This window comes from Brevundimonas basaltis (assembly GCF_014202075.1).
Lineage (GTDB): Bacteria > Pseudomonadota > Alphaproteobacteria > Caulobacterales > Caulobacteraceae > Brevundimonas > Brevundimonas basaltis.
This window is the reverse complement of the sequence record NZ_JACHFZ010000001.1, coordinates 749,148-775,046: the sequence shown is the minus strand read 5'-3', so window position 1 is coordinate 775,046 and position 25,899 is coordinate 749,148. Positions and strand designations below refer to the sequence as shown.

Annotated in this window: 22 protein-coding genes; 10 read left to right on the top strand and 12 right to left on the bottom strand. The window is 68.8% G+C overall.

Translation table 11 applies throughout. The annotated features are described in order from the left end of the window. Positions 1 to 184: 184 nt before the first annotated feature. Entirely contained in the window at positions 185 to 1,087 is a 903-nt protein-coding gene (locus HNQ67_RS04110; protein WP_183252543.1) for a LysR family transcriptional regulator, read from the bottom strand. Between the two features lie 144 nt (positions 1,088 to 1,231). On the opposite strand from HNQ67_RS04110, the gene HNQ67_RS04105 reads away from it, so the two are divergent. After that, positions 1,232 to 1,840: a hypothetical protein gene (locus tag HNQ67_RS04105; protein WP_221247700.1), complete on the top strand. Its 609-nt coding sequence runs from the start codon at positions 1,232 to 1,234 to the stop codon at positions 1,838 to 1,840. Between the two features lie 19 nt (positions 1,841 to 1,859). On the opposite strand, the gene HNQ67_RS04100 is transcribed toward HNQ67_RS04105, so the two are convergent. Further along, positions 1,860 to 2,165 (bottom strand): hypothetical protein, encoded by a 306-nt coding sequence (locus HNQ67_RS04100; RefSeq protein WP_183252541.1) that lies wholly within the window; start codon positions 2,163 to 2,165, stop codon positions 1,860 to 1,862. 445 nt (positions 2,166 to 2,610) lie between these two features. Between HNQ67_RS04100 and gyrA the strand changes: the two genes are divergently transcribed. The 5 genes from gyrA to HNQ67_RS04075 are packed head-to-tail and all read left to right on the top strand — an operon-like array spanning position 2,611 to position 8,495. After that, complete coding sequence (gene gyrA, locus HNQ67_RS04095) at positions 2,611 to 5,388, top strand: DNA gyrase subunit A (protein ID WP_183252539.1); 2,778 nt, start codon at positions 2,611 to 2,613, stop codon at positions 5,386 to 5,388. After that, entirely contained in the window at positions 5,385 to 6,188 is an 804-nt protein-coding gene (locus HNQ67_RS04090) for an aminotransferase class IV (protein WP_183252805.1), read from the top strand. The genes gyrA and HNQ67_RS04090 overlap by 4 nt, the downstream gene beginning before the upstream one ends. Positions 6,189 to 6,237: 49 nt before the next feature. Beyond that, the gene (gene coaD / locus HNQ67_RS04085) at positions 6,238 to 6,720 is read left to right on the top strand and encodes a pantetheine-phosphate adenylyltransferase (protein WP_183252537.1); all 483 of its coding nucleotides are present in this window, start codon (positions 6,238 to 6,240) and stop codon (positions 6,718 to 6,720) included. A 6-nt stretch (positions 6,721 to 6,726) separates the two neighbouring features. Further along, entirely contained in the window at positions 6,727 to 7,569 is an 843-nt protein-coding gene (locus tag HNQ67_RS04080; RefSeq protein WP_281380653.1) for a peptidylprolyl isomerase, read from the top strand. A 32-nt stretch (positions 7,570 to 7,601) separates the two neighbouring features. Further along, a complete protein-coding gene (locus HNQ67_RS04075; protein WP_183252536.1) occupies positions 7,602 to 8,495 on the top strand; it encodes a peptidylprolyl isomerase in 894 nt (297 codons plus the stop codon). A gap of 1 nt (position 8,496) precedes the next feature. On the opposite strand, the gene HNQ67_RS04070 is transcribed toward HNQ67_RS04075, so the two are convergent. Then, entirely contained in the window at positions 8,497 to 9,606 is a 1,110-nt protein-coding gene (locus tag HNQ67_RS04070; RefSeq protein WP_183252534.1) for a Ppx/GppA phosphatase family protein, read from the bottom strand. A gap of 146 nt (positions 9,607 to 9,752) precedes the next feature. On the opposite strand from HNQ67_RS04070, the gene hspQ reads away from it, so the two are divergent. Together hspQ and phhA are read left to right on the top strand one after the other, a co-directional pair. After that, positions 9,753 to 10,067, top strand: coding sequence for a heat shock protein HspQ (gene hspQ / locus HNQ67_RS04065; RefSeq protein ID WP_183252532.1), 315 nt, complete (start codon positions 9,753 to 9,755; stop codon positions 10,065 to 10,067). A gap of 90 nt (positions 10,068 to 10,157) precedes the next feature. Then, entirely contained in the window at positions 10,158 to 11,033 is an 876-nt protein-coding gene (gene phhA / locus HNQ67_RS04060; protein WP_183252530.1) for a phenylalanine 4-monooxygenase, read from the top strand. Here phhA and HNQ67_RS04055 read toward each other — a convergent pair. The 6 genes from HNQ67_RS04055 to HNQ67_RS04030 are packed head-to-tail and all read right to left on the bottom strand — an operon-like array spanning position 11,000 to position 17,005. Then, positions 11,000 to 11,560, bottom strand: coding sequence for a GNAT family N-acetyltransferase (locus HNQ67_RS04055; protein ID WP_183252528.1), 561 nt, complete (start codon positions 11,558 to 11,560; stop codon positions 11,000 to 11,002). The genes phhA and HNQ67_RS04055 overlap by 34 nt on opposite strands. Beyond that, positions 11,548 to 11,967, bottom strand: a complete 420-nt coding sequence (locus HNQ67_RS04050) for a hypothetical protein (RefSeq protein WP_183252526.1) — start codon at positions 11,965 to 11,967, stop codon at positions 11,548 to 11,550. The genes HNQ67_RS04055 and HNQ67_RS04050 overlap by 13 nt, the downstream gene beginning before the upstream one ends. After that, positions 11,964 to 13,310 carry an N-succinylarginine dihydrolase gene (gene astB / locus HNQ67_RS04045; RefSeq protein WP_183252524.1) on the bottom strand — a complete coding sequence of 449 codons (1,347 nt, stop codon included), beginning with the start codon at positions 13,308 to 13,310 and terminating at the stop codon, positions 11,964 to 11,966. The genes HNQ67_RS04050 and astB overlap by 4 nt, the downstream gene beginning before the upstream one ends. Beyond that, positions 13,307 to 14,725 (bottom strand): succinylglutamate-semialdehyde dehydrogenase, encoded by a 1,419-nt coding sequence (gene astD, locus HNQ67_RS04040; RefSeq protein WP_183252522.1) that lies wholly within the window; start codon positions 14,723 to 14,725, stop codon positions 13,307 to 13,309. Before astD ends, astB begins: the two co-directional genes overlap by 4 nt. A gap of 17 nt (positions 14,726 to 14,742) precedes the next feature. Next, complete coding sequence (locus tag HNQ67_RS04035; protein WP_183252520.1) at positions 14,743 to 15,750, bottom strand: arginine N-succinyltransferase; 1,008 nt, start codon at positions 15,748 to 15,750, stop codon at positions 14,743 to 14,745. A gap of 4 nt (positions 15,751 to 15,754) precedes the next feature. Beyond that, entirely contained in the window at positions 15,755 to 17,005 is a 1,251-nt protein-coding gene (locus HNQ67_RS04030) for a hydrolase (RefSeq protein ID WP_183252518.1), read from the bottom strand. Between the two features lie 112 nt (positions 17,006 to 17,117). On the opposite strand from HNQ67_RS04030, the gene HNQ67_RS04025 reads away from it, so the two are divergent. Further along, complete coding sequence (locus HNQ67_RS04025; protein WP_183252516.1) at positions 17,118 to 17,651, top strand: hypothetical protein; 534 nt, start codon at positions 17,118 to 17,120, stop codon at positions 17,649 to 17,651. Positions 17,652 to 17,653: 2 nt separating this feature from the next. Here the strand turns inward: HNQ67_RS04025 and HNQ67_RS04020 are convergent, their stop codons facing one another. From HNQ67_RS04020 to HNQ67_RS04010, 3 genes are all read right to left on the bottom strand, one after another. Next, a complete protein-coding gene (locus tag HNQ67_RS04020) occupies positions 17,654 to 21,880 on the bottom strand; it encodes a translocation/assembly module TamB domain-containing protein (RefSeq protein ID WP_183252513.1) in 4,227 nt (1,408 codons plus the stop codon). Next, complete coding sequence (locus HNQ67_RS04015) at positions 21,877 to 23,568, bottom strand: autotransporter assembly complex protein TamA (RefSeq protein ID WP_425486329.1); 1,692 nt, start codon at positions 23,566 to 23,568, stop codon at positions 21,877 to 21,879. Before HNQ67_RS04015 ends, HNQ67_RS04020 begins: the two co-directional genes overlap by 4 nt. A 199-nt stretch (positions 23,569 to 23,767) precedes the next feature. Beyond that, on the bottom strand, positions 23,768 to 24,022 hold the full coding sequence (locus HNQ67_RS04010; protein WP_221247699.1) for a hypothetical protein: 255 nt from the start codon (positions 24,020 to 24,022) through the stop codon (positions 23,768 to 23,770). 137 nt (positions 24,023 to 24,159) lie between these two features. Here HNQ67_RS04010 and HNQ67_RS04005 point away from each other — a divergent pair, with 137 nt between their 5' ends. Then, positions 24,160 to 25,896 (top strand): ATP-binding protein, encoded by a 1,737-nt coding sequence (locus HNQ67_RS04005; protein WP_183252509.1) that lies wholly within the window; start codon positions 24,160 to 24,162, stop codon positions 25,894 to 25,896. Positions 25,897 to 25,899 lie beyond the last annotated feature (3 nt).

Genomic DNA, 25,899 nt, shown 5'->3' with positions numbered 1-25,899 from the left:
GTGAAGAATCGCGAGACCCTGCCATCCCGACACTTCTGAACGTTCCCAAGGCGGGATGATGGCTGGCGAGGGTTTCAATGGCCTAACTCGCGCAGTGTGGCAGGGGGATGCTGACTGCCGGTGCCCCTGAACTCAACTCGTCGCGGATGCCCGGCTCCCGGTGTTGGGGGCTCCGCGCCGCCGTCTATGACTCATCGCGAAGCAGGTCAGCATGGGCGATGACGTGATCGCTGAGAGCCGCGATGAAGGACTGGATATGCGGCCGGCTCCGTGCGGCGGCGTGGGCAAGCAGCCAGATATCGGGGAATGCCGCTCCGCCGGCGTCGAAACATTTGACCAGCTCCGGATCGTTCCGGCCGAGGAGGCAGGGCAAGGGCGCGAGCCCGAGGCCGGCCCGGACCGCCGACTGCAGACTGGAGAGTGAATTGCTACGCCATACCAGCTTGGCGTTTGGGACTGCCTCTTCGAGCCAGTGCATGACAGGAGCGTCGCCGGCCGACCGCTCGCTACTAAGGATCGGATGGCCGTCTGCTTCCAGGGGAGTGCACGGGCGTCCCCGGTTCTCCATGTATTCTCGACTGCAGTAGACCGCCCATGGGGCATCCACGAGCTTCCGGCCCACGAGGTTCGAATCTTCCAGGCCGTTGAATGTCGCGCGCAAGGCGACGTCCGCCTCGCCTCGAGCGAGGTCCAGAAATCGGTCGGCGATCAGAAGCTGTATCGCGACATTCGGGTTCGTTCGCTGAAAATCGAGAACTGCCGGAGCCAGCAACATGTTGGCGACGGGCTCCGCCGCCGTGACGCGTATCGTTCCGGCGAGACTTCTCGAGCGGGAAGCCAGCATGTCGTTGATCGCCTCGACCTCCTTGCCGACTTGTTCGGCGAGGGGAACAAGCTCCTCACCGGCCTCGGTCAGCCGGTATCCTGTTCGGCTGCGCTCGAACAAGGCGACACCGACCGCCCGTTCGAAGCCGGCTATTCTGCGAACAACGGTGGGCTGGCTGATACCCAGTCGGCGGGCAGCGCCCAACGTGGTTCCAGCCTCAGCCACGGCCCTGAACACCCTGAGATCATCCCAGTCGAACATGGCATATGTTATTCAACAGCGCATAGTCACCGCGCAAGAACGTTGATTGCCGAGCTTGTCGGCAAAGCATAATTCGCTGCTGAAAGCCGGGCGCCGGCGCTCCGGAATCACCGGGTTCGGGCCTGCCATTCGGAGGAGTTTGCCTTGACCGCCGGTATCCTGTTGCTCAAAGCCATCGCCGCCCTGGCCTCGGCGGACCCAGGCCCGGGTGAGCCGACACTGGACGAAGTTCGCGCCGCAACCGAGCGGTTCCGTGACGTCAGCGTAGCATTGGCCGAAGGCTATCTCCGCGATCCCATGGACCTCTGCGATACGGCCGCGATGATGGGCAGACCGCCGGAGCTGGGCGCCATGGGCATTCATTTCTTTCGACCGGACTTGCTCGGTCTTTCGGAGCTTCCGGGGGCGCGCGTGAACGGCACAGGCATTCACACCGATTTTCTTCGGCCCGCCATCCTGATCTACGAGCCGCAGGCAGACGGCTCGCTCGCGCTGGTAGCGGTCGAGAACTTGGTTTTCGCCGAAAGCTGGAAGGCGGCGGGACATGATGCCCCGCCATCGTTCCATGGTGTGGTCTACGACACCATGAGCGATGATCCCTCCACGCCAATAGACGAGGCGCATTCGTTCGAGCCCCATCACGACCGTCATGTTTGGCTGTATCGGGACAACCCCAATGGCGTTTTCGCGCCCTTCAATCCTGCCGTGACGTGCGCCCATCACCGCGGGAACGGCGCCCATCAAGGGCACTGATCAAGCCTCGACCGCCCGCTCAGGCGGTCAGCGCCGGATCCAGATAATTCAGGTTCTCGCCCCGGATCTGCGCGGCCGCCCTGTCGTAGAAAATGGGCAGGAAGTCGAAGCGTTCGCCGCGGGCGTCGGGCGTGACTTCGAGCAGGATGGAGCAGGAGAAGACGCAGGCTCCGCCGCGGCGTGCGATAGGTGCGCGCGCCGTGTTCGGGAAGCGGAGATCGCCGCCTTCGTGGTCTGCGTTGAGATTGATCGAGAGGGCGAACCGGCGTGCCCTTGGTGGTGTTGTCCCGGTGCGGGCGAAAGAAGTCGCCGGTTTCGGCGTCATGGCGGTCCATCAGAGCGTTCGATCCGGGTCGGCTTGAGCTTCAAGGCCTTTTCGATCTGCGAGATCAGGCGGCGGCCCAGCCGCGCCACCACCTGCTTCTACAGGGCGTCGTCCTCGATCAGAACGACCGGGCGGCGCTTGTGCTGGGGGTCGGTCAGCAGGGAGGTGACGCCGTCCACGTCGCGCATGACTCAGACGGTTCGTCGCCGATTTGCGGTGGAGGGCGATCAGCCGCTCGCATCGTCGGGCCTGCGCGGACCACCAACAGATAGCGGCCCGCCGCCGTGTCGAAGACATTGTGGGGATTGGACACGCCTCCCGGTCGCGAAGGCCGCGATCATGCGGCGCCCGGACGGGCGGATCGCTTTGCCTCCACAGCCCCCGGATGCTAGAAAAATCCCTAGCGGATCACGTTCCGATTCCGGCCATTTAAAGCCCGATTTCCTTGACCGACGACACCTATGACAACGCCCTGCCGCCTTCGTCGGGCGCAGGCGGCGATATCTCCACCATAACGATCGAGGACGAGCTGCGCCGCTCGTATCTCGACTATGCCATGAGCGTGATCGTGTCGCGCGCCCTGCCGGACGCGCGCGACGGGCTCAAGCCCGTGCACCGCCGCATCCTGTACTCGATGCACGAAGCGAAAATGACGCCGGAGCGCAGCTATTCGAAATGCGCACGCGTGGTCGGAGACGTGCTGGGCCGGTTCCACCCCCACGGCGATCTGTCCGTCTATCACGCGTTGGTGCGCATGGCGCAGCCGTTCTCGATGGGGCTGATGCTGGTCGACGGCCAGGGCAATTTCGGCTCGGTCGACGGCGATACCCCGGCTTCGATGCGATACACCGAGTGCCGCATGGCCCCGGCGGCGGCGGCCCTGCTAACCGACATCGACAAGGATACGGTCGATTTTCAGCCGAACTACGACGAGAAGGAAATCGAGCCGGTGGTGCTGCCGGCACGGATCCCGAACCTGCTGGTCAACGGCGCGGGCGGCATCGCCGTCGGCATGGCCACCAACATCCCGCCGCACAATCTGGGCGAAGTGGTCGATGCGGCTGTCGCCCTGCTGGACAATCCGGATATCGGCGACGACGCCCTGCTGGACATCGTCCCCGGACCGGACTTCCCGACCGGCGGCGAGATCATGGGTCGGACGGCGCCCCGGAACGCGTTGCGCGAGGGGCGCGGCTCGGTCATCGTGCGCGGCAAGGCGACCATCGAGACGATCCGCAAGGACCGCGAGGCCATCGTGGTCACCGAACTGCCGTTCCAGGTCAACAAACAGACCCTGATCGAGCGCATCGTCGAAATGGTCCGCGAGAAGCGGATCGAAGGCATTTCCGACGTCCGCGACGAGTCCGACCGCGACGGCATGCGGATGGTCATCGAGCTGAAGCGCGACGCCTCGGGCGACGTGGTGCTGAACCAGCTGTGGCGCTTCACGGCGATGCAGTCGTCGTTCGGCGTCAACATGCTGGCCCTGAACCATGGCCGGCCGGTGCAGATGGGCCTGCGCCAGCTGCTCGAGGCCTTCCTCGAGTTCCGGGAAGAGGTGGTCGTCCGCCGCATCAAGTTCGAATTGGCCAAGGCCCGGGACCGCGGCCACGTGCTGGTCGGACTGGCCGTGGCCGTGGCCAATATCGACGAGGTCATCCACATCATCCGCTCGTCGGCCGATCCGTCCGAGGCGCGCGAGCGCCTGCAGGCCAAGGCCTGGCCGGTCGGCGACATGATGGCCCTGATCGAGCTGATCGCCGATCCGCGCTCGGCCCTGGTCGAGGGGGACAAGCTGAGGCTGACGGACGAGCAGGCGCGGGCCATTCTGGCGCTGACGCTGAGCCGCCTGACCGGCCTCGGCCGCGACGACATCTTCGGCGAGGCGCGCGAGCTGGCCGACACCATCCAGGGGCATCTGACCCTGCTGTCGGACCGGGCCAACATCTTGGCGGTGATCCGCGCGGACCTACTGCTGGTCAAGGATGAGTTCGCGGTGCCGCGGCGGACCGAGATCGGCGACGGCGATTTCGAGCTGGAAGACGAGGACCTGATCCCGCGCGAGGACATGGTCGTGACTGTCACCCACGGCGGCTACGTCAAACGGGTGGCGCTGAACGCCTACCGGACCCAGCATCGCGGCGGCAAGGGCCGCTCGGGCGTGGCCATGAAGGACGACGACGCCGTGGTTGGCGTGTTCTCGGCCTCGACCCATACGCCGGTGCTGTTCTTCGCCACCAACGGCAAGGCCTACAAGCTGAAAACCTGGCGGTTGCCGCTGGGCGGGCCGACCTCGCGCGGCAAGGCCTTCGTCAACCTGCTGCCGATCGAGCCGGGCGACAGCATCATGAATGTCTTGCCCCTGCCCGAGGACGAGGCGGAATGGGCCAACTACGACATCATGTTCGCCACGAAGTCCGGTGACGTGCGCCGCAACAAGCTGTCGGACTTCGCCACCGTCAACCGGGCCGGCAAGATCGCCATGAAGCTGGAAGATGACGATCGCATGGTCGGCGTGGCCCTGTGCACGGCCGACGACGACGTCATGCTGACGACGGCCCTGGGGCGGGCCATCCGCTTCAAGGCCGACGATGTCCGGGTGTTCAAGGGCCGGGATTCGACCGGCGTGCGGGGCGTCCGTCTGCAGAAAGACGACGAGGTCATCTCCATGGCCGTGCTGGGCCGGGTCGACGCCACGCCGGAAGAGCGGTCCGCCTATGTGAAACACGCCAACGCCATGCGCCGCGCCGCCGGCGACGAGGACGATACGCCAGTCGAGGCCGACGACGAGGCGGTTGGAGACGCCGCCCTGTCGGTCGAGCGCATCGCCGAACTGGGCGCGGCGGAGCAGTTCATCCTGACGGTCACCGAAACCGGCTTCGGCAAGCGCTCCTCGGCCTATGAGTACCGGCGCACCGGCCGGGGCGGGCAGGGGCTGACGGCTCATGGGCTGGGCGGTCGCGCCGGCACCCGGCTGGCGGCGTCCTTCCCGGTCGAGGAGGACGACGACCTGCTGCTGGTCACCTCCGGCGGGCAGATGATCCGCACGCCGATGAACCAGGTCCGCATCGTCGGACGCGCCAGCCAGGGCGTGACCATCTTCCGCACGGCAGAGGGCGAACGGGTAGTTTCGGTCGAGCGCCTGCCGGACTCCGGCGGGGATGATGAGGCCGACGTCGAGGCAGGCGGCGGCGCGATCGAGGGCGGCGAGGGCGAGGCCTGAGCCGCGCCCTCTTCATCGATGGAGAGCCGGCGTCCATCGAGGCGCTGACGCATCAGGCCTTGGTGAACTACGGGGCCTATACCTCGTTCCGCGTCGAGGACGGCGCGGCCCGGGGGCTGGACCTGCATCTGGAGCGGCTGCGCGACGCCTCGATCGAGTTGTTTGGCGAGGCGGTTCCTGAGGCGCGGCTGCTTGAGCTGATGCGGGCGGCGATGGAAGCGCGAGAGACCTGCTGGCTTCGGGTCAGCCTGTTCTCGGACCAGATCTCGAATCGGGACCCGACCTCGGTCGGCCGGCCGCGCGTGATGATCGCGGTGTTTGACCCGCCTCCACCGCTGGCCGGGAGCCTGCGGTTGCAGGTGCAGCGGCATGAACGGATCGCGCCGCACTTGAAGCACGCGGCGAACATGGACCTGCTGACGGCGCGGCGGCGGGCGCGGGCCGAAGGGTTCGACGACGCCCTGTTCGCGGATCGGGAGGGCGCGTTTTCCGAGGGCACGCTGTGGAATATCGGCTTTGTCCGGGGAGACGTGGTGACCTGGCCTCGGGCGCCGATATTGGCGGGCGTGACCCAGAGGCTGATCCAGGCGGGTCTGGCTGACGTGGGCCTGAGCGACGAGACGCGGATTCTGGACTGGAACGATGTGGCGGCGGGGAATTTCCGGTCAGCCTTCATCTGCAACAGCGCCACCCCGGCCTGTCCGGTGACGGGGATCGATAGCTGGGCGCTGGATACCGACCCGACGCTGATCGACCGGCTGCGGGCGGCCTGGGCGTCACAGCCCTGTCAGCCGATCTAGGCCGGTCCGGCCCCACCTGCTAAACCACGGCGAAGGCGGGGAGGAACGCATGCGCATCGGCCTGTACCCGGGCACTTTCGATCCCGTCACCAACGGGCATATGGACATCATCGGGCGGGCGGTGAAGCTGGTCGACCGGCTGGTCATCGGCGTGGCCCGCAACGACGACAAGGGACCGCTGTTCACGACGGACGAGCGCGTCGCCATGGTCCGGGCCGAGCTCGCGCACCTCGGCGACAGGGTGGAGGTGCGGGCGTTCGACAGCCTGCTGATGCATTTCGCCGAGTCGCTGGACGCCAGCATCATCGTGCGCGGCCTGCGCGCCGTCGCGGACTTCGAATACGAATTCCAGATGACGGCGATGAACCAGCGCCTCAATGCCGACATTGAGACGGTCTTCCTGATGGCCGACCCGCGGCATCAGGCCATCGCCTCGCGGTTGGTCAAGGAGATCGCCCGTCTGGACGGCGCGGTCGACAGTTTCGTCAGTCCTGCCGTCGCCAAGGCGGTCCGGGCCAAGGTCAAGGGATAGTCCGCTTTGAAGTTCGTCACCGCCGCCGCGCTTTCGCTTTCGTTGCTGGCCGCCGCCCCGGTCGGGGCCCAGATTGCCCCGGCGGCGGATTGGCGCACCGTCGCGCCCGAGAACCTGCTGGTCATCGACACGGTCCACGGCCGCATCCTCGTCGAGCTGGAGCCGCGCATGGCCCCGCAGGCGGTGAACCGCATCCGCACCCTGGCCGATCAGGGCTTCTACGACGGGCTCAAATTCCACCGGGTCATCAGCGGCTTCATGGCCCAGACCGGGGACCCGCAGGGCACGGGGCAGGGCGGCAGCGACCTGCCAGACCTGGCCGCGGAGTTCGAGTTCCGGCGTGGACGCGAGGCCGGCTTCGTGCCGGTCGCGTCCACCTCTGGCGAACAGTTCGGGCTGATCGGCTCCGTGCCGGTGGTCACCCAGCCGGACGCGCAGATGATGATCACCGCCGACTTCAAGACGGGCGCGCAGGGACTGTTCTGCTCCCACGTGGCGGGCATGGCGCGCGGTGGTTCGGTGGACAGCGCCAACAGCCAATTCTTCCTGATGACCGGCCCGAAAGAGGACCTGAACGGGCGCTACACACCGTTCGGTCGGGTCGTGGCCGGCATGGACGCGGTTCGCGCCATCAAGGCCGGGACGGAGGCCAACAACGGCAATGTGGCCGATCCCGACGTGATGATCCGAGCCCGGACCGCCGGCGCCCTGCCGGAGGGCGAGCGCCCGTCCGTGCGCGTGGCGACCGGCGCGGCCCTGCAGGCCGAGGTCGAACGGGTCCGCTCCGCCCGCGGCGCCGGCTTCAATGTTTGCGATGTCCAGCCGCCAGCCGAGGTCGTCGGGGGCTGATCCTGCTGTCCGGAATTCCGGGGGAGACCGTCATGAAGTCCATGTGCACTGCCGCGCTGCTCGCCGTCGTCCTGTTCGCCGCGCCCGTGCTGGCCCAGGACGTCGGCGGACCCCCGCCGCCGCCCGCACCGACCCCCCAGACCACGATCGCCGCGACCGAATGGCGCGCCGTCCCGGCCGAAAACCTGCTGGTGATCGACACCACGCGGGGACGCATCCTCGTCGAACTGTTCCCGGAGGTGGCGCCGCTGCACGTCGAGCGGATCAAGCTGCTGGCCCGGCGCGGCTTCTACGACAATACGCCGTGGCACCGGGTGATCGACTGGTTCATGGCGCAGACCGGCGATCCGCTGGGCAATGGTGAGGGCCAGAGCCCCTATCCCGACCTGACGGCCGAATTCACCTTCCGCCGCGATCCGGCCATGCCGTTCGCCGCCGTGGCCGAGCCGACCGGCGCGCGCGTCGGCTTCTTCCACTCCCTGCCCGTGCAGACGCAGCCTGACGCTGCCTTCGCCCAGACGGGGGACGGCAAGGTGCACGGCTGGGGTCTCTACTGCCCCGGCGTGGCCGGCATGGCCCGCGACGTCGGCAACGACACGGCCAACAGCCAGTTCTTCATCATGCGTCAGGCCTATCCGGCGCTGGACAAGCGCTACACTATCTGGGGCATGACCGTGGACGGGCTGGACGTGGTACGGTCGCTGCAGGTTGGCGACGGGGAGAACGGCATGATGTCCCAGGCCCAGCCCGACCGGATGACTCGCGTGCGCATCGCGGCCGACATCCCGGCGGCGGAACGGCCCATGGTGCAGATGCTGGCGACCGACTCGGCGCGGTTCCGGGCGTTGGTCGACGAGGCCCGGGGCGCACGCGGGGCCGATTTCTCGGTCTGCGACGTGACCCTGCCGGTGCAGGTGAGCAACTAGCTTACCGTCTGCGGCGGCGTCGTCTCGGGCGGCGGTCCTCGCGCATCTTCTGCAGCAGCAGGCCCTCGCGCAGGCCGCGGTCGGCGACCCTGACCCGTTCCGAGGGCCAGGCGCGCTGCACCGCCTCCATGATCGCCGCCCCGGCCAGAACCAGGTCGGCGCGGTCCGGGCCGATGCAGGATTCCGCGGCGCGGCCTTCGGGGCCGAGCTGGATCAGCCTCCGGGCCGCATTCTCGCAGTCGCCCCGCGACATCCACAGGCCGTCGACCAAATTGCGTTGGTAGCGGCGCAGGCGGAGGTGGATGCCGGCCAGGCTGGTGATCGCCCCCGAGGTGCCGACCAGATGGGCCCGGCCGGCGGCGAAGACCTCGCGGAGGGCCGGGTCGATCGGGGCCGCTGACAGAGCCACGCCCATGTCCTCGACCATGGCCTCGTACCAGGCCTCGATGACGGCCGGCCCGGCGCCCGCCGGCTCGGGATGGCGCTCGGCGAGGGTGACCACGCCGATCGGCGCCGACATCCAGCCGTCCAGTTCGAACCCGGCGCCGCCCCGTTTCAGCCAGCTCAATTCGGTCGAACCGCCGCCGACATCGACGACCAGCACGGCCTCGGCGGTGTCGTCGAACAGGTTGAGGCAACCCTCGACCGAGAGGCGCGCCTCCTCGACCGGATCGATGATGCGCAGGCGCAAGCCGGTGTCCATGCGTACCCGTTCGATGAAGGCGACGCCGTTGTCGGCCTGGCGGCAGGCCTGGGTGGCGACGGCCATGAGGCGGCTCGACTCGATCCCTTTCTTCGCGACCCGTTCCCCGCACAGCACGAGAGCCTCATAGGCTCGCTCCATGGCCGCGTCGTCGAGCCGGCCGGTGCGCGACAGGCCCTCGCCGAGACGGACGATCCGGCTGAAGGAATCCACCACGCGAAAGCCGTCCCGCGCCGGGCGGGCGATCAGCAGACGGCAGTTGTTGGTCCCCAGGTCGAGCGCCCCGTACAGGGGAGCGTCGCGCCCCGATGCGCCGTGTCCGTCGGAGGCGCCGCCGCGGGCGCGCTGGCCGCCGGACCCGAAACGCTGGGACCGGGGAGCGCCCGCGGGCGCGCCGGTCTCCGGCATGGCCGAACTTTCACGGTGGGCGGTCCAGAACGGCGCCCGTCCCGGACAGCCTAGACCCGTCACCGCCCCCGCGCCAAGACGACCTGACCCGAAAATGAACGGTTCGGCGGTGATGCCGCTCAGGTCGGATGGCGCAGTCTGGTGTCATGACCGATGAAATCATCGCCAAATTCGGACTGGGACAGATCGTCCGTCATCGCGACGCCGCGTTTCGCGGCGTGGTGATCGACGTCGACCCGGTGTTCTCGGGCAAACCCGGCGACACCGGGGCCATCTCGCCCGACCAGCCCTTCTATCAGGTGCTCGCTCTCGGGGCCGAGGGCGGGTTCATCGCCTATGCGCCGGAGGATGCCCTGGAGCACGACCCCGAACTGTCGTCCGTCGCCCGCGAGGCCGAGGCGCGCTGGTTCACCGTCGACCGCAAGGGCCACTATGCCCCGAAGGCGCACGCCATCCACTGACGCCCGCGGTCACGCTGGCGCCGCGGCCGGCCCCGGCATAGATTGGGGGGCAAGGGACCGTCAGAGTCCGAAGCGAGCAGGAGCGCCTTCATGTCCGATTTCGAGCACGTCTTCGAAGCCCCGCCCGAGGGCGCGGCCGAGGACTGGACCATCCCGCAGAACTGGTCGGCCTACACGGACGTCGAGCATCGCACCTGGGACACCCTCTACGCTCGCCAGATGAAGATCCTGCCCGGTCGCGCCGCCGACGTGTTCATGAAGGGGCTTACGGCGCTGGACCTGAATACGGGCGGCATTCCCGATTTCGAGGTCATGAATCCCAAGCTGCAGGCCCTGACCGGCTGGACAGTCGTGTGCGTGCCCGGCCTGGTGCCGGACGAGGTGTTCTTCGACCATCTGGCCAACCGCCGCTTCCCCTCCGGCCAATTCATCCGCAAGCCGGACCAGCTCGACTATCTGCAGGAGCCGGACATTTTCCATGACGTGTTCGGGCACGTCCCGATGCTGAGCGACCCCGATTTCGCCGCCTATATGGAAGCCTATGGCAAGGGCGGGCAGCGGGCGGCCTCGCTGGGCATGCTCCAGAATCTGGCCCGGCTGTACTGGTACACGGTCGAGTTCGGCCTGATGCAGGACGAGGGCGGCCTGCGCATCTACGGTGCCGGCATCGTTTCGTCGGCGACCGAGAGCGTCTTCGCGCTGGAGGACCCGTCGCCGAACCGGCTGGGCTTCGATCTCGAGCGGGTGATGCGAACGCTGTACCGCATCGACGACTTCCAGCAGGTCTATTTCGTCATCGACGGGATCGAACAGCTGAAGCACGAGACGCTGCAGGATTTCGGGCCGATCTATGAGCGGCTGAAGGGCGCCGACGACATCGCCATCGACGCCATCCTGCCGACCGACAAGGTCTTCACCCGCGGCACCCAGGCCTATGCCAACAAGGGTGGGCGGTTCGCGGCCTGAAGCGGCTTCCCCATCCTGACCAGGGGCACGGGCGCGCCGCCGCGATCGTCCTCGAACCTCTCGATCTCCCGGTATCCCGCCGCGCGATACAGGGGCTCGCCGCCCATTGTGGCGACCAGTTCGGCGCGGTCGTAGCCGGCGGCGCGAGCGGCGTCCTCGCACAGGGTGAGGATCATCCGGCCGACGCCCCGACGCAGGAATTCCGGGGCGGTGTACATGGCGCGGATGCGGGCGGCGTCGACGCCGGGCGTCAGCGGGGCCGGCTCGCGGCCCGGGGTGTGGTCGCCGCCATACTCGGTGATCCGGCCGCTCCAGCCGCCGCAGCCGGCCATGACCCCGTCATGCTCGACGATGACATAGGTCCGGTCGGCGATGATCTGGCTGTCGATGCCCATCAGCCGTCGGCTGGCGGCGATCTGGTCAGGCGTCAGGAAGGCCGCCAGCGGGCCGGCAATGGACCGGTCCATCAGGGTGACAAGCGCCGGGATATCGGCCTCGGTGGCCGTGCGGTGGGTCAGCTGCGCCATAGCTGGACGGTCCCGGCCATGTGGATCACGGCGTAAACCAGCACGATGATCGAACTGACCCAGGCGAAGGTCCCGACCGTCGCGCCGGTCGCGGCAAGCAGCGGAATGTAGCCAAGCGCGCGGACCAGATAGACGGCGCTGATGGCGAACAGCGCCAGCTTCAGCAGCGGCAGGCGCGGCATCAGGCCCGCGCCTGAGAGGGCGTAGGCCGCCCAGACCGCGAGGACGGCGGCGATGCCGAGGGTGATCAGGGTCGCCTTTGGCGAGCCCTGCTCGGCCAGTCGCACCATGTGCGGACCGGCGCCGAAGAAGTCATACCAGCGCGGTCCGCCGACGATGATGGCCAGGTGCGTCAGCGAGGCCGCCGCGCTGAGCGCGCCACCCGCGGCGAGCCAGGCGTTGGTCACGCCGGCTCCCGCTGGAAGGGATAGAAGCCGCCGCCCAGTTCAAGGATGCCGGTCAGTTCATCCAGCGCGCCGCGGCTCTCGTCCAGCAGGGCCGGGTCGGCGAGGTCGGCGGGCGCCAGCGCATCCCGGTACCAGTTGGCAGCCCAGATCGACAGGCGGGCGTGCAGCTCCTCGGTCATGCGCATGGCGGAATTGGCGGCGGCCTGCTCGGCCTCGGTCAGCACGACGCGCAGGCGCAGGCAGGCCGGGCCGCCGCCGTTGCGCATCGACTGACGCACATCGACGTATTCGACGCGGCCAATGGGGCCGTTGGAGGCGGCGAGGCTCTCGGCGACCGCATGGCTACGCGGGTTGTCGCGGGTCTCGGTCGGGCAGATCAGGGTCAGGCGGTCCTCGCCCGGGAGGGAGACCAGCATGGAGTTGAACAGATAGCTGGAGATGGCGTCGGCGAGGGGGAGGTCGGCGGCGGATATCTCGACAAATTGCGGTTCGAACAGGCCGTCGGCGGCGGCGCGGATCGCGGCCTTGGTCGTCGCCGTGTCCTCGAAGGCCAGCTCGTGGAAGAACAGGGTTTCGAGCGCCCCGACGCAGACCACGTCGTTGTGGAAGGTGCCCCCGGCGATGGCGGCGCGCGACTGGCGCGGGAAGATCGCCCGCGCGGCTCCGTGATTGCGGGCGATGGCCTGGCTGGCCTCATGCGTCTGGCGGGCCGGGAAGGCGTCGGCCCAAGGCTCGAAGGCCCCCCGACCCCAGACGAGCATATTGACGCCCGGCGCGCCGTGCTCGGCGCACAGACGGACATGGTTGGCCGCGCCTTCGTCGGCGAGGTGACTGACGGCGGGCAGGGCGTCGTGCACCGCAAAGCGGGCCTTGTCGGGGAACAGGGCGTCGAGAGCCCGCTTGGTCTGCCGGTGCTCAAGCGAGCGGTGCAGATTGGTGTGCAGATTGGCGGGGGTGAAATGCACCCGGCCGTCGGCGGCGTCGGCGCTGGGCGTCACCGTGGCGGCATTGGCGGCCCACATCGGCGAGGCGGAGCAGGCGGCGGCGGCGAAGGACGGGGCATCCTTCCACGCCTGCTCGAGAACGGCGGCGTCGGAGCCGGTGAAGCCGAGAGACCGCAGGAAGGGGAGGTTCGGCCGCTCATGCGGCGGAAGGACATATTGCGGCAGGCCGAGGTCGGCCAGCCGCTTCATCTTATCGAGGCCCTGCAGCACCGCCGCGCGGGGGTTGGACGCCTCGCCCTTGTTCAGACTGGAGGCGAGGTTGCCGGGCGACAGGCCCGCATAGGAATGGGTCGGCCCGATCAGGCCGTCCGCATTAGCTTCGACGGCAGGCGAGGTCATGCTCGCAGGCCCTTGATCTCACTCTCGATATTCTTAACCGACTCCGCTTCAAAACTGGCCACCGGGTAGGCGCAGTAGTCGGCGGCGTAGTAGGCCGACGGGCGGTGGTTGCCGCTGGCGCCGAGGCCGCCGAAGGGCATGTCGCCGGCGGCGCCGGTGGTCGGGCGGTTGAAATTGACCACGCCGGCCCGGATACGGCGGATGAAGCGATCCCAGTTGGCCGGGTCGTCGCTGACCAGCCCGGCGGACAGCCCGTAGCGGGTGGCGTTGGCCTCGGCGACGGCGGCCTCGAACGACGACACGCGGGTCACCGACAGGAAGGGGGCGAACATCTCCTCGTCGGGCACGTCGACGCCGGTGACGTCGATGATCGCCGGCTTGACGAAGGCGCCGGGCAGGTTGCCGACGGGGCCGGAGCCGCGGATCACCTTCGCGCCCATGTCGATGCGCTCCTGCAGAGCCTTCAGCGCCGCCTCGGCCGCCTTCACCGAGATCAGCGGCCCGCCGTAGGGCTCGGGCGTCGAATTCCACGGCGCGAAGGTCAGCCGATCAATGATTGATTCGACGGCCGCCACGATGGCGTCGCCCTCTCGCCCCTCGGGCACGATCAGGCGGCGGGCGCAGGAGCAGCGCTGGCCGGTGGTGATGAAGGCGGACTGGACCACCATTCCGGCGACGGCTTCGGCGTCGGCGGCGTCCCACACCACCAGCGGATTGTTGCCGCCCAGCTCAAGCGCGAGGATCACATGCGGATCGTCGGCGAATTTGCGCCGGAAATGGGCGCCGGCCGCGCCGGAGCCGGTGAACATCAGGGCGTCAATGCCGCTGTCCAGCAGGGCCGCGCCGGTGTCGCGTCCGCCTTGCACCACATTGACCACGCCTGGCGGCAAGTCAGCGGCCTCGAAGGCCTTGGCCATCAACTGGCCGACCAGCGGCGTCTCTTCCGATGGTTTGAACACCACGGTGTCGCCGGCCAGCAAAGCAGGGACGATGTGGCCGTTGGGCAGGTGGCCGGGGAAGTTGAACGGGCCGAGCACCGCCGCCACACCGTGAGGGCGGTGGCGCAGGGTCGCCTGACCGAAGGCGGTATCGGCCGTCCGCTCGCCGGTGCGTTCATCATAGGCCCGGATCGAGATGTCGACCTTGCCCTGCATGGCGGCGAGTTCGGTCGTCGTCTCCCACAGGGCCTTGCCGGTTTCGCGGCTGATGGCTTCGGCGATTTTCGGCGCGCGCTCCTTCAGCACGGCCTGGTAGCGTTTGACTGCGTCGATACGGTTCTGGCGCGGGCGGTCGGCCCAGTCGGGGAAGGCGGCGCGGGCGCGGTCGACGGCGACTTGCACTTCGGCGGGGGTGGCGGCGGCGCCCTCCCAGACGACGTCTTCGGTGGCGGGGTCGATGGACTGGAACATGCTCATGGGGTCCAGATAGGGGCTTATGCCTTCACGCGCACGGTGTCGCCCGCCCGCACCTTCAGCGCATCGGCGGTTTCGCGGGTCAGGGTGGCGGTATCGCCCTCGACGGCGGCTTTCTGGCGGACGGCGCGGAAGGCGGCGACGCTGTCGGTCGAGATCAGGGCGGGCAGTTCGGCCTCGACCTCGTCGGCGATGGCGACGTCAAGGCGGCGGGCATCGCGGACGGTGCGGATGTTGTCGCGCACACAGGAGACGGTCGGGCCGGCGTCGAAGATGTCGACCAGGCCATTGGGGCGGAAGCCTTCGCTCTCCAGCAGGGCCATGGCCGGGACGCCCTGGGGATGGACCTTGCCGATCACAGCCCGGGCGGGCTCGGGCAGGAGCTCGACATAGATCGGGTGGCGCGGCGACAGGTCGAGAATGAACTGCTTGTCGGTCGAGCCTGTCATGCGGTCGGCGTCGTCGAACTCCATCGGGAAGAATTTGTGCGCCACATGATCCCAGAACGGGCAGGCGCCGTCCGGGGTGAAGACGCCGCGCAACTCGGCCAGCACATTGTCGGCGAACAGGTCCGGCTGGGCCCCGATCAGCATGTAGCGCGACTGGCTGAGCAGGCGGCCCGCCCCGCCCTTGCGCCGGTCGGCCTTGAGGAACAGCGAGCCGACCTCGGTCCAGCCGGTGCATTCATTGACCAGAACCAGGGTCTGGTGGTCCAGCTTGACCCCCAGCGACGGCGACGACTGGGTGTTGTTGACGAGGCGAAACGAGAAGAAAGGCCGGTTTAGCCCGACGGCCGCCTTGACCGAGCCGACGCCGTCCACGTCGCCGGTCTCGGACTCCTCCAGCATCAGGGTGTACCAGCGCTGCTGCGGCTCAAGCCGGCCGGTGAAGCTGTCCCGGCTGAGGTCGAGGCGTTCGGTCAGTTGGTCGGGATCCTCGGGCAGGCTGGTGAAGCCGGGGCCACTGAGAATGGCCAGTTCAAGCAGGTGATCGAGGTCGGCGGGGCCGGCGGGTCGGACGACGAGCATGGGGTTACATCGTCTCCAGACGCAGGGACTTCAATTTGGGGGCGTCGATCTCGCCCGAGGCGATCTTGCACAGGATCAGCGCGCTGAGCTGGGCGCGTCCGACGAAGCTGGCGGGCCAGGCGAATTCCTGATCCGAATGGATATCGCCGCCGAGCACCCCGAGGGTGTCGACATTGGGCAGACCGGCGGCATGCAGGTTGTTGCCCTCGCAGACGCCGCCGGACGGCTTCCAGGCGATGGTCTGACCGAGCAGGGCGCCGGTCTCGCGCACGGCGTCGAACAGGGCGGTCTGACCGGCGTCCATCGGCTTGGGCGGGCGGGTCATGCCGCCGTGCAGATCGAGGGTCAGGCCGGGGAAGGGCGGTTCCGCGGCGATCTCGCGCACCGCCTCTGAAATCCACGCCGAGGCCTGGGCGTCCGGCACGCGGACATTGAAGCGGACGACAGCGTTGTCGGCGACGACGTTCAGGGCCCCGCCGCCGCTGATCTTGGCGACGTTGACGGTGACGCCCTCGCGCTGGCCGTTGAGGGCGTGCAGGCGGGCGGCGATGATGGCGGCGCCGGCGACGGCGTTGGCGCCCTCGTGGAAGGCGCGCCCGGCATGGGCCGCCTTGCCGCCGACGATCAGATGGTAGTTGCCGCTGCCCTTGCGCGCCCCGGCGAGGGTGCCGTCAGCCAGAGCCGGCTCATAGGTCATGCCGATATGGCCCCGCGCTCCGAGCTCAGCCAGCAGCGGGGCCGAGGCGGGCGAGCCGATCTCTTCGTCCGGCGACAGCAGCACGGTCCAGCCGACCCGGTCTCGGTCCGGATGGGTCTCGAACGCCTCCAGCGCCGCCAGCATGACGCTGATCCCGCCCTTCATGTCGGCGACGCCGGGGCCGTTCAGGGCGCCGTCAGGGCGAGTCGCAACGGTCTGGAAGGCGCTGTCGGCCGGGAAAACGGTGTCGTAGTGGCCGGTCAGGATCACCTGCACAGGGGCGTTGGGCCGCGCGCTGATCCTCAGGGCGTCGGCGTGAGCCTCCTCGCGCACCCGGCCGTCGTCGCCGACGCTGGTCGAGCCGGCGGTGGGCAGGCGCGCGACGTCCGCCCCGAGGGGCGAGGCGGCGGCTTCCAGCAAGTCCAGCATCCGCGCCAGACCGGCGGCGTTGCGGCTACCGGAGTTGACCGCCGCCCAGTCGACCGCCCGGCCGATGATGGCTGGTCCGCGCTCCGCGACATGGTCGAGAACGGCCTGATCTTGGAGGAGAATCCGCATGCGGCCGGACCCTAGCTGCGCGGGCGGCAAAGGTGAAGGCGACTGCCGATTGTGCGTTGCACAGGCGATGGGGCCTTATAGGGTGGCGAGGCCAATCAGGGAGGAAAACGGCATGACTGACATGGTGAGGGGGATGAACCCGACTGCCACGATATCGAACGCGGAAGAGGCCAAGGCGGCCGCGCGCGCCAGTGCGATCGCCATTTTTCTGGGCGTGGTTTGGGGCGCGATCGGGCTGATCTGGCTGATGGGTCCCGGCGCGGCCGTGATGGAAGCCGCCATGGCGGAGGCCGCCGCCACTTCACCCGAGGCGGCGAGCATGACCGGCATGATGACCGGAGCAGCCGTTGTATTCGCCGGCGTTCTGGTGGTTATTCAGGCGATTCTTGGCCTGGTCCAGTGGTTCAAGCCCAACATCGTCATCCCAATCCTGTTCACGGTGCTGGTCGTCTACGGACTGGGCAGCACGGCGTTAGGCATGGTGATGGCGGGCCAGATGGAAGAGCTCGGCGCCACCGCGGCGGCGACGCCCGCCTGGCAGACCTGGGGCGCCCTGGCCGTCATGGTCATCCAGCTGACCCTGCACATCGCCGGCATCCGGGGCGCCAGCGCCCTGCGCAAGTTCCGCGAAGCCCAAGCCTACTAAACCTACCGGTTCGGGCGCCGGTCCTCGCGACCGGTTCCCGGCTGGGCGGACTGGCGGCGCCAACGGATCGACAGACTGGCGCCGCCCTCTCCGCCGAATTCCGAACTGATGGTCAGGTTGCGGCGCACCTGCCACTCGACATTGACCACCGCGCCGTCCTCGCCGCCGCCGATGATCTCGAGATAGACGTCGTCGGTTATGTAACGGCCGCCTGCCACGGTCAGGCTCGAAGCCTCGCCGCCGAATGACAGCCGGTCCAGTCCGGCCAGTTCTCGGAGATTTCCGATCACGTCGAAGCCGCCGCCGCCAGCCAGCGCCCCCACACTCGCCGCCAGTTGGGCCGCCTCGAAGGCCGACAGCTGGGAGGCCGAGCGCCCGAACAGCACCTGCGACAGGATTTCATCCTGCGGCAGCGCGGGGGTCGATGACAGAGCGATCTCGGGCCGCGCCGCCGTGCCGGTGACGCGGATCGTCGCCGTCAGGGCAGGGTCGTCGCGCGTCGCCGTCAGGTTCAGGCGGATGTTTTCCGGCCGGGTCGAAAGACTGACCGTGCCGCGCTCGTCGAAAACAAACCGCTTGCCGGCGAAGTCGTAGTCGCCGCGCACCACCCGGGCCGTGCCGCTCAGGGAGGGGTTGTTGATCGTGCCGGTCACCCGCGCATTGACGTTCATCTCCACATTCAGCCCGCGTCCGACCACCACGATGTCGCCGCCGGGCGAGCGGATGGCGATATCGACGCCGATCTGGGAGCCGCGCGGGCGGTTCTGTTCGTCCTCCGGGACGTCGCCGCCGGGCTTGTTGATCTCGACCACGTCCATGCGGACGATGCCGGTGGAGCCAGGCGGATTGGCCTCGATACGGGCCTCGTCGATGTCGATCCGGCCAGTCAGCTGGATCTTGCCGTCCTCGGCCCGGACGACGCTGAGCGGACCCGAAGCGCGAGCCTCGGCGAGGTCGTTGTCGATGATCTGGAAACGCGTCAGGGTCAGTTCGACGCTGGATCCGGACCCCTCGCGCAGGCCGATGCGGCCGTCGCCTGAGACCCGGCCGCCCGAGCCGTCGGTGGCCGAGAAACTTTCCACCATCGCGGTTGTATCGTCGAACCGGCTGGCGAGGGTCATGTCCCGAAGCTGGAGACCGGTGGCGTTGTCGCGGAAGCCGCCTTCCCACAGGTCCATCCGGCCGTTAATGCGCGGCGCGGCGATCGTGCCGGCCAGGGTGGCCCGGGCATTGATCTTGCCCGACAGCGTCCGCTCCCCGCCGAGGAACAGGTCCCAGACCGGCTGGACCTGGCCTTGGATGTCGATTTCGCCGGACATCGGCTGCGTGCGGACCACGGCCAGCCGCAGAGGGGCGGCCGAGGCCTCGACGGGCAGGGTGATGTCGGCCTCGGCCCGCACGGCGCCGTCGTCGGCGACCCGTGCCTGGACGCGCAGGGTGTTGTCGACGAGCAGGGCGTTCAAGGTGCCGGCGATGGCCAGGCCGCGCGGCGCGTCGATGCTGCGCACGTCTTCCAGCGACACATTGGCGGACCCTGACAGGTCGTCGCCGGCGCCCCTCAGCGACAGCCGTCCAGTCGCCCGCCCGCGCAGGTCGGGAGCGAGGGAGCCCAGTTCGACGCTGGTCAGATTGGCCTCGATGATTGAGGCGCGGGAATCCTGGCGCAGCTCGCCGGTCAGGACGCCGCCGCCGACGCCCAGATCGACCCGGACGACGCGGCCGTCTCCGGACAAGGCCACGACGGCGGGATTGCGCGTGGCGAAGGCGATGTCCCGAATCCGGCCCGAGCCCTCCAGCACGACCGTCTGCGCGTTCGCCTGCCGTGAATAGACGCCGCTCCCGTCGAAGCGGACCGGGGTGGCTCCCCCGACATCAGCCTTGAGAGTGAAGGGCAGCCGGTCCAGCGTGCCCCGGCCGTTCAGGTCGAGCGACCGGATGGTCCAGGACGAACCGGCGAGGCGGACATTGCGGCCGGTGACGTCGAGAATGGCGGTTTCAGATCCGGCCCCCTCGGTCAGGCGCACGCGTCCGTCGGCCGTTCCCGAGGCGAGGAAGGCGCCCGGGCGGGCGGTGAAGGTCAGGTCGGCGCTGGACGGAAGCCGGTCCGACAGGGCGATGGAGCCCTGGGCGGCGACCCCGCCAGCGTCGAGGTCGACGTCCGTCAGCCGGATGCGGTCGCCGCCGAGGTAGAAATTGCCGCTGGCCCGGGCCGGACCGTAGTTGGAGCCGGCGACCACCGAAATGCGGCCGTCCGAGGCGTCGGCGCCGCGCCGGAAGCTCAGGTCGAGGGTCGCATCGCTCAGGGTGAGGGCGCCGGCGCTGACGCTGCCGAAGGTCGCCCGCAGGTCCGCGCTCGGTTGGGCGAGGGTACCGCCGACCGTTCCCTCGCCATCCATGGCGCCGTCGATCTCGACCGGACCGACGCCGAACGGGCCCCGTGCGTTCCAGTTCATCGCCAGGCGCAGCCGGCCGTCGCCCTCGATATAGCCCCGCGCCGCGGCATTGCCGTTGGCGCCGGTCAGACGCGCCGACTCGACGACCACGCGGCCGTCGTCCAGGGCGCCGACCAGCTGGAGCCGGGGCGTCGTTCCCAGCAACCGGTCCAGTTCGCTGACGCCAAGGGCGAAGCCGCGCCCGCGCCCGTCGAACGTTACCTGCCATGGCGCGCCGGCCCGGGGCATCGAGGCGGCGATAGAGCCGCCGAAAGCGCCGTCTGCTCCGGCGCGCAGGCGGGAGGCGTCGGTGACCTCGGCCCGCCCGCGGAAGCCGAGCCCGCCCAACAGGTTGCGTCCGCCCGTGCCCGTGATTTTGAGCGCTTGGCCCTCGGCGTCCAGCCGTTCGAGCAGGATCGAGCCGTCCGCCAGCCGCGCCGCTTCGAATCGAACCCGAGGCGTCGAACCCAGCAGCCCACCGATCACGCCGGCCGCGGAGCCGCCCGCCACGCGCACGTCGCCGTCGATATCGTAGCGGCCGTTTCGCGCGCGGATGTCGACCGGCCCGCGGATGCGGCCGGCGCTGTAGCTGGAGAGCTCGGCATCGATCACGTCGACCGAGCCGTCCAGGCTCCAGGCGGTCGCATTGCCCTCGAAAACGGCTGTCCAGGCGGCCCGCTCGCCGAGAGGCGTGCCCGCCAGCCGGGTCAGGGACGGGGTCGAGACATTGATCCGGATTCCGCGCGGCGCGCTGCGGTCGCTGGTGCGGATCACGCCGCTGGCGCGGGAGTTCAGGTTCTCGGACGACAAACGCCAGCCGACTCCCTGAAAGCCGTCGTCATTTCGGTCGGGAGCCACCGCCAGCGCGAATTTGGCGGTTCGGCCGATCCGGCGCACGAAGGGCTCCAGCAGGTCGGAGCCGGAGAAGTCCACAAAACCCGCGATGTTGGTCTGATCGCGACCGTAGGTTCCTTCGATAGTCAGGGGGGTGAAGTCGCCGGTCCGAACCACCGCGTCCACGACCTTGCCGTTGACGATGGCGTTGGCGATGAATGGTTGGTCGGGAGAATAGCCGAGGGCGCCGGCGATCGGGCCGCCGCGGGCCTCCCGGGCCCGCAGGTCGAGGCGCATGTCGGCGATGTCGTCGCTGATCCCCGCCGTGAGGCGCAGGAAGTCGCCCGGCCGGCTGTTGCTGTCGGCGTTGACAGTAATCCGCTTGACGCCCTTGCGCGGAACCTCGGCCTCGCCCGCCAGCTGCCAGCGACCATATTCCTTGCTGAAGCCCTTGAGCAGTTCGACGTTGGCGGCGAACCGGTCGATGTCGATCGACAGCGGCTGCGGACCCGGCGGTTCGGTCGATGGTTCGACCAAGGGGCGGCGGATCAGCCGGATGACCTCGGCCTCGATTTCCGTGGCGTGGAAACGGCGCAGGACCAGCGGCCACCAGTCCCAGTCGACGCGGACCTGACGCGCCTCCAGCCACATGCCGTCGGCGTCGGTGACCGTCACCCGGTCGATGGTGAAGTCGTCGAACAGGTCGCCGCGCACGCCCTCGACGTTGATGCGGCCGTAGCGCCCCAGCTTCTTGCCGGCTACGAAGCTGGTCACCAGGCCCCGGCCGGAATCGGACAGCAGATACATCCGCCCGCCGACCGCCAAGAGCAGCACCAGCGCGGCCAGGATCGCAAGGCCGACGCCGCCGAAGAAGGCGATGGCCTGCAGGCGGGTCCGCTTCTTTCGCTCCGCCTTCACGGCGGGGGCCTCGGGCGTTTCCGAAGGGGGCGGAGCGTCGGTCAAAACGCCTGTCCGATGCTGACGTAGATCTGGAAGTCGGCGTCGCCGTCGCGCTTGTCCAGGGGGAAGGCGATGTCCGCCCGGATCGGACCGAATGGCAGCTTGTAGCGCACTCCGAAGCCAGCGCCGTAGCGCATGTTGCTGAGGTCGGGCGCCTGGTCGAAGCCGACCGATCCGGCGTCGACGAAGACCACGCCCTGGAAGTTGCGGAATACGTCCCGCCGAACCTCGGCCGAGACCTCGAACAGGCTCAGACCGCCGCGCGGCGTGTTGTCCGGCAGGCGGGGCGCGACGCCTTGATATTGGTAGCCGCGCACGGATCCGCCGCCGCCGGAATAGAACAGGCGGTCAGAGGGCACGGTTAGTTCCTCGCCTCCGAGGATGGAGCCCAACCGGACCCGGCCGGCCAGCACGGTCTTCGCATTGTCCTGGACCGGCAAATAGGCGGTCACCTGGGTCTCGGCGCGCAGGAATACCGTGGTGTCCTCGCCGGTCACGGCCGTGGGCTGGGCCGAGGCGGTCAGCCGCCAGCCGGTGGTCGGGTCGAGCGGGTCGTTGGAATAGTCGAGATAGGCGCTGCCCCGACCGGTCAGGATAAACAGGTCGCGTTCGAAATTGATCGGCGCCTGGGTCACCGGATCGAACCGGTTTTCGTCATACCGGCCGGCGTCGAGGCCGACGCCGTAGCTGAACCAGGACGTCTTGCCGAGGCGCTGTTGCAGGTCGGCGGCGAGGGCCACGGCGGTCCGTCGGTAGGCGTCGGTGTCTTCGTTCAGCGCCGCCGCCGACAGCCTCAAGGTCCGTCCAGGCCGGCGCCAGTGCGGCAGGCGCAGATCGACGCCGAGCCGGCTGTCCACATCGGCGGCACGGGCCTGCCAGACCAGGGTGTCGGCGCGGCCGAAGCGGTTGTGCCAGGTCCAGATCAGGTCGACGCCGGAGCCTTCGGCGGTCGAGAAGGTGGCCCCCGCCTCGAGAATGCGTGGGGGGCGATCGGTCAGGGTGACGACGATCGGTCGGTTTCCGTCGGGAAGCGTCTGGTCGGCGGGGGCGAGAGCGACCCCGACCCCGTCGTAAACGCCGGTGTCCAGCAGACGGCGTTCCAGTTCGGCGACGTCCTCGGGATCATAGACCTCGCCCGCCGACCAGGGCGCCAGGCCGGCGACCCAGTTCGGATTGGTAGGCCCCAGCGTCTCGAGACGCACGCCGTCAAGCCGCACCAGCGGACCGGCGTTGATGTTGTAGGTCGGCTCCACCGTCAGGGCGGCGTGATCGACCACCACGCGACGTGGCTCGGCGCGGGCGTCGGCGTGGCCCCGGCGGGTCAGCCCTGCGACAATCCGGCCCTCGGCGGCGATGACGTCGACCGCCCGTCCGGGGGCGCCGGCCTTCAACGCGACAGCGCCGAGCACGGTCTGCTGCAAGGCGGGAGCCGGGGGCGGTTCAATCCAGTTGACGACCGGATCGGTCAGCGCGAAGCGAGGACCCGGGGTGACGTCGACGATGGCGACCGGGTCTTCCTCGCCCTCGACCACATCGTCGAGGACCGGCTGATAGTAACCTTCAGATCGAAGCAGCGCTTCGGCCGCCTCCAGGGCGCCCCGCGCTCGCCGGCGGGCCTCGAACCGGTTGGACGGCGGGCCATCGACCTCGCCGACCGCCCGTTGCAGTTGCTCGCGCAGCGACGCGTCCATATCACCGCGAATTTCCGCCCGAGGATCGGCCGCCGCCGCCGAAGCCAGAAGCGCGCACCAGGCCACGCCAGAGAGAAACACTGCGGGCCTCGACTTCAAACCGGATCCTTCGTCGGCGGGCGAACGCCCTTTATCGGCGGGCGGTGGGCGGGATCGCATCCGCCGGCGGCGCATTTGAGGCGCCACCGTTCTGGGCATGTCAGTAGAACAGAGTTTCGCTGTTCGGCTGGACGGATTCTTCCGAGGTGCGCTTGTCGGTTGGCGACCGGCTGTTGTCCGGGGGCGTGTCGGTGGCGGACGGCGCGACGACGGGCGCCTGAACGTCTTCGACGGCCGGCGCAACCGGCTCCTCGATCGGCATATCCATCACTTCCGGCTCGGCCGGACGCGGGTCGTCGCAGGCGGTCAGAGCGACCGCGCTGGTGATGGCGACAAGGGTAAAAAGACGTTTCATCAGCGAGCTCCCCGGATCGGCGTTCCAACGCACGGCGATATTGACCGTTCCATAGCGGGGATCGCGCCCGCGGTCATCACGCCCGGCAACCAATCCTTTTCCAATTCGCGCGACGGTGGCGGACTGGAGGAAATGCAATGACCGCGACGGCCTACGCCTTGGTTTCTCAGGTGCGGTACCGGGAGCTCCCGACGCGCCTCGCCCTGGCGGGATTCATCGGCGCCACGGCGTGGTTCATGGTTCCGGGTGTATGGCCCGCGGTGTGGTTTTCGGCGGTCGTCGCCACCCAGGCACTGGACTGGGTGGTGTTCCGCAGGTTTCGGGCCAACCCCGAATGGGAGCCGGACCGCGCCTATGTGGTCCTGTGCAGCGCGACGACGGTGCTAAGCGTCGTCGTCTACGCGGGGGCCAGCGCCTATCTGTGGTTCCGCGGCGGTGACGTCGGCCGCATCTTCGCCATGGTCCAGTGCGCCGGCGGACTGCTGCACGTCAGCCTGCACATGCACCAGGTGCGCACAATCCTGATCTCGGCCGTCGCCTCCCACGCCACCTACTTTCTGGGTCTGCCGATCCTCGGCGCCGTCATCGCCGGCAATTGGCATGAACTGCTCATCGCTCTCGGATGCCTGCTCTACATGAGCCATCTGGTCGTCGCCGTTCGCCAGAGCTCGATGACCACGACAGCGCTAAAATCGGCCCGGGACGCCGAGCAGCGGGCCCGCCGGAAGGCCGAGGTCGCCAGTGCGGCCAAATCCGACTTTCTGGCGGTGATCAGTCACGAGATCCGCACCCCCATGAACGCGGTGATCTCGGCCGCAAACCTGCTGCGCCGCACCCGCCTCGACATCCGCCAGCGCGAGCATGTCTCTATGCTGATCGACGCCGGCGACGTGCTGATGGGCCTGCTCAACGACGTGCTCGACTTCTCCAAGATCGAGGCCGGGAAGATGGAGCTGGAAAGCGCCGACATGGTCGTGCGCGAACGTCTCGCCACCATGGCCCGGTTATGGGAGCCGCGCGCCATGGCCAATGGGGTCCGCCTTAGGCTGCGCGTCGCCCCCGAAGTCCCCGAAGCGGTCCGCACCGATCCTCTAAGGTTCCAGCAAATTCTGTTCAACCTGCTTTCCAATGCTGTGAAATTCACCGGCGATGGCGAGATCGTGGTCGCCGTGGACTGGGATGGGGCCCGTCTCTCGGTCGCGGTGTCCGACACCGGCTGCGGGATCCCCGCCGACCGGCTGACCCAGGTCTTCAACAGCTTCGAACAGGCCGACGTTGGCACCACCCGCCGCCATGGCGGCACCGGTCTGGGCCTCGCGATCAGCCGCAGGCTGGCGGAGATCATGGGCGGAACGCTGTCGGTCGAGAGTGTCGAAGGGCACGGCTCGACGTTCATCCTGACGCTGCCGGTGCCGGCGGTCGTGGGCGAAGCGGTCCGGCCCGAACGGCGAATCGAGACCACCCAAGCGCTTCGGGGCCGATCCATCCTCGCCGCGGATGACCACGAGGTGAACCGCCGCATCCTGACCCTGCTGCTCGAGCCGCACGGCTGTCGCCTGACCCTCGTCGAAAACGGCGCCGAGGCGCTGGAGGCCGCCTCGACAGAGCCGTTCGACGCCATCCTGATGGACATGCAGATGCCGGTCATGGACGGCCTCGAGGCGACCCGGCGCATCCGCGAGGGGGCCGTCAACGGCGGGACCCCGGTCATCGCCCTGACCGCCAACGCCCTCGACAGCCATCGCGAGGCCTGGGACGCCGCCGGGGTGCACGCCTTTCTGACCAAGCCGATCGACCCGGTCGTGCTGGCCGGGACGCTCGCCGAAGCCTGCGCGGCCGAACGACGGGAGCGAATTGACAGCGCGGTGGCCTGACGC

Bases quoted from the DNA above. Each gene is read 5' to 3' on its own strand.
- HNQ67_RS04010 (WP_221247699.1), bottom strand. From the start codon at position 24,022: ATGAAACGTCTTTTTACCCTTGTCGCCATCACCAGCGCGGTCGCTCTG.
- astB (WP_183252524.1), bottom strand. From the start codon at position 13,310: ATGACCTCGCCTGCCGTCGAAGCTAATGCGGACGGCCTGATCGGGCCG.
- coaD (WP_183252537.1), top strand. From the start codon at position 6,238: ATGCGCATCGGCCTGTACCCGGGCACTTTCGATCCCGTCACCAACGGG.
- HNQ67_RS04075 (WP_183252536.1), top strand. From the start codon at position 7,602: ATGAAGTCCATGTGCACTGCCGCGCTGCTCGCCGTCGTCCTGTTCGCC.
- HNQ67_RS04015 (WP_425486329.1), bottom strand. From the start codon at position 23,568: ATGGACGCGTCGCTGCGCGAGCAACTGCAACGGGCGGTCGGCGAGGTC.
- HNQ67_RS04025 (WP_183252516.1), top strand. From the start codon at position 17,118: ATGACTGACATGGTGAGGGGGATGAACCCGACTGCCACGATATCGAAC.
- HNQ67_RS04055 (WP_183252528.1), bottom strand. From the start codon at position 11,560: ATGGCGCAGCTGACCCACCGCACGGCCACCGAGGCCGATATCCCGGCG.
- HNQ67_RS04035 (WP_183252520.1), bottom strand. From the start codon at position 15,750: ATGCTCGTCGTCCGACCCGCCGGCCCCGCCGACCTCGATCACCTGCTT.
- hspQ (WP_183252532.1), top strand. From the start codon at position 9,753: ATGACCGATGAAATCATCGCCAAATTCGGACTGGGACAGATCGTCCGT.
- HNQ67_RS04100 (WP_183252541.1), bottom strand. From the start codon at position 2,165: ATGACGCCGAAACCGGCGACTTCTTTCGCCCGCACCGGGACAACACCA.
- HNQ67_RS04070 (WP_183252534.1), bottom strand. From the start codon at position 9,606: ATGCCGGAGACCGGCGCGCCCGCGGGCGCTCCCCGGTCCCAGCGTTTC.
- HNQ67_RS04005 (WP_183252509.1), top strand. From the start codon at position 24,160: ATGACCGCGACGGCCTACGCCTTGGTTTCTCAGGTGCGGTACCGGGAG.
- HNQ67_RS04030 (WP_183252518.1), bottom strand. From the start codon at position 17,005: ATGCGGATTCTCCTCCAAGATCAGGCCGTTCTCGACCATGTCGCGGAG.
- phhA (WP_183252530.1), top strand. From the start codon at position 10,158: ATGTCCGATTTCGAGCACGTCTTCGAAGCCCCGCCCGAGGGCGCGGCC.
- HNQ67_RS04110 (WP_183252543.1), bottom strand. From the start codon at position 1,087: ATGTTCGACTGGGATGATCTCAGGGTGTTCAGGGCCGTGGCTGAGGCT.
- astD (WP_183252522.1), bottom strand. From the start codon at position 14,725: ATGAGCATGTTCCAGTCCATCGACCCCGCCACCGAAGACGTCGTCTGG.